The sequence below is a fragment of the Ferroglobus sp. genome (genome assembly GCF_015521575.1).
GTDB lineage: Archaea > Halobacteriota > Archaeoglobi > Archaeoglobales > Archaeoglobaceae > Ferroglobus.
Map to the genome: position 1 here is coordinate 1 of NZ_WANY01000210.1, position 2,466 is coordinate 2,466.

At 43.3% G+C, this 2,466-nt stretch carries 3 protein-coding genes and 1 pseudogene; all 4 read right to left on the reverse strand.

The genetic code is table 11. The features are described 5' to 3' along the window. Nucleotides 1-64: 64 nt before the first annotated feature. Nucleotides 65-460 (reverse strand): hypothetical protein, encoded by a 396-nt coding sequence (locus tag F7C14_RS08410; RefSeq protein WP_290901795.1) that lies wholly within the window; start codon nucleotides 458-460, stop codon nucleotides 65-67. Between the two features lie 15 nt (nucleotides 461-475). Beyond that, nucleotides 476-859: a hypothetical protein gene (locus F7C14_RS08415; RefSeq protein ID WP_290901797.1), complete on the reverse strand. Its 384-nt coding sequence runs from the start codon at nucleotides 857-859 to the stop codon at nucleotides 476-478. Then, a complete protein-coding gene (locus tag F7C14_RS08420; protein WP_290901799.1) occupies nucleotides 856-2,085 on the reverse strand; it encodes an adenosylhomocysteinase in 1,230 nt (409 codons plus the stop codon). The genes F7C14_RS08415 and F7C14_RS08420 overlap by 4 nt, the downstream gene beginning before the upstream one ends. An 81-nt stretch (nucleotides 2,086-2,166) precedes the next feature. Next, nucleotides 2,167-2,466, reverse strand: a pseudogene (locus F7C14_RS08425) (catalase-peroxidase); the annotation flags it as partial.

Sequence of the window (2,466 nt, forward strand, 5' to 3'; positions counted from 1 at the left end):
CTCTACTACAGACCGGAAGGATTGATCAAAGAGCAGCCGATAAGAACCGAGCCAATAAAGGAGATCAAATCTGGTAAGAAAGTTTGAAGGCATGCTTACAAATTCCGTATCTATGCTTCACTATTTCCTTGACGATGAATCCGAAAGCCAGCAGCTTCGTTATGTCCTCTTCTACGGGAACCTCAATAAGGACTTCCTTAAAGTTCATCTTAGAGGCTTCGACTATACATTTCTCAAGTAATGTCTTTTCAACTTCTGAATTTTCCGCAAATATTCTACCGATGTAAAATTCCTCATCGTTCCAGAAGACTATTGCGAAGCCTTTTAGCTTTTCAGCAACGAGGACTTTTTTCTTGAAGTCCGTCATCGAAAGTTCCGCAAAAATGCTGTTCCCGAATTTTTCGTATTCCGTCAAAATAACATCTTCTACTTCATCATCCAGCATCTCTCTAACGAGCATTCAGCGGAAATTGGTTTAAGAGTATTTAACTTTTTCCACTTCGCTGAGAAAATTTTTCATGTCACTCTCGCTGTTGAAATACAGCACCTTCTCCTTCTTCCATTTTATCCTCACAGCAAGGTTTTCAAAGTCAGGGTAGATTTCAGCCTCTTTTAGGTTAATTTTTCCTTTGTAAATTAGCCATTCGTCCATAACAGCGAAAAACCTCGGTTTTCGGAGCGTTGTGATCAGGAGCATAGTTATGGCAAAAAATAGAGCAAAGGCTGGAAAAGCGTATTTCGTATCCTCTGCGAGCTTCCAAAGAGAGATAAACGCGGCTAAAGCGTACATAACGGCGAAAGATTTTAAGTATTTCCTCCTCGCAAGTTTGTTCTTAGCCGGAATGTAGCTGTAGATCATGTTCCCATCCTCCAGTCCTCGATGTACCTCTTTTGCTTTTCCGTCAGCTCGTCTATCTTCACACCCTCGACCTCTAATTTAAGCTTTGCAACGAACCTATCCAGATCTTCGGGCATTCTGTAAACTCTGTTAACGAGCTTCCCTTTGTTTTCCACCAAATATCTCACCGCTAAAGCCTGATTCGAGAAGCTCATGTCCATAACTTCGATTGGATGCCCATCTCCAGCCACAAGATTCACAAGTCTACCTTCTGCAAGAAGGTACAGCTTTTTATTTCCAAGATCATATTCCTTAACGTATTTTCTCACTTCTCTAACGTTTTTCGCAAGCTCTTCGAGTTCTTCAAGATTTATCTCCACGTTGAAATGTCCAGCGTTAGCCAAAATCGCTCCGTTTTTCATCAACAAAAAGTGTTCCCTTCTTATGACATCAATATTGCCTGTGGCTGTTATGAATATATCTCCTATCTTCGCAGCCTCGCTCATGGGCATTACTTCAAAGCCGTCCATTAACGCTTCCAAAGCCCTTATCTCATCAACTTCCGTGATTATGACTCTCGCTCCCAGTCCCTTCGCTCTCAATGCGATTCCTCTTCCACACCATCCGTAGCCAGCAACAACAACAGTTTTTCCAGCTATCAGAACGTTCGTCGCTCTCAGAATTCCGTCCCAAGTGGATTGTCCAGTGCCGTATCTGTTGTCGAAGAGGTATTTTGTGTAAGCGTCGTTTACGGCTATAACCGGAAACTTCAGGATTCCTTCCCTCTCCATCGACTTTATTCTCTTTACACCAGTCGTAGTTTCCTCGCTCGCTCCTATAACCTTTCCAGCGTCTTCGATTCTCTCTTTGTGAAGTAAAAAGATCAGATCGGCTCCGTCGTCGATGATTACATCCGGCTCCTCGTCTATAACCCTATTCAAAGCGTTGTAGTACTCCTCTCTGCTCATTCCTCTCTTAGCGAAACACTTCACCCCCTCTCTTCTCAAAGCTTCAGCTACATCATCTTGAGTTGTGAGGGGGTTGCAGCCGGTGATAGCGACTTCAGCTCCACCAGCGATGAGCGTTTTAACAAGGACAGCGGTCTTAGCTTCAACGTGCAAAGCCATACCAACCTTAACACCCTCAAGAGGTTTCTCCTCTTCGAAAATCTTCCTTATCCTTGAAAGAACTTTCATTCTTTCTTCAGCCCACTCGATCTTCTTCAACCCTTCAAGATAATCAGCCATAGATCAGCTTGCCTTAATCGCTTTATTAAAATTAAGGTTTAGAGAGAGTGGAGATAAACAAATTAAAAAAAGAGAAGCTAATCACTTCATTTTAAGATCGAACCTGTCCAGGTTCATCACCTTGTCCCAAGCAGCAACGAAATCTTTGATAAACTTCTCCTCTGCATCATCGCAGGCGTAAACCTCCGCAACAGCTCGTAGCTCATCGTGATGCCCGAAGATTAGATCCACCCTCGTTGCGATCCACTTCTTTTCTCCGCTCTTTCTATCGTAGCCGTTGAACAGGTATCTGTTTTTATCGACAGCTCTCCATTCGATTGCCATATCCAGCAGATTCACGAAAAAGTCGTTCGTCAAAACGCCGGCTCTCTCTGTTAGCAC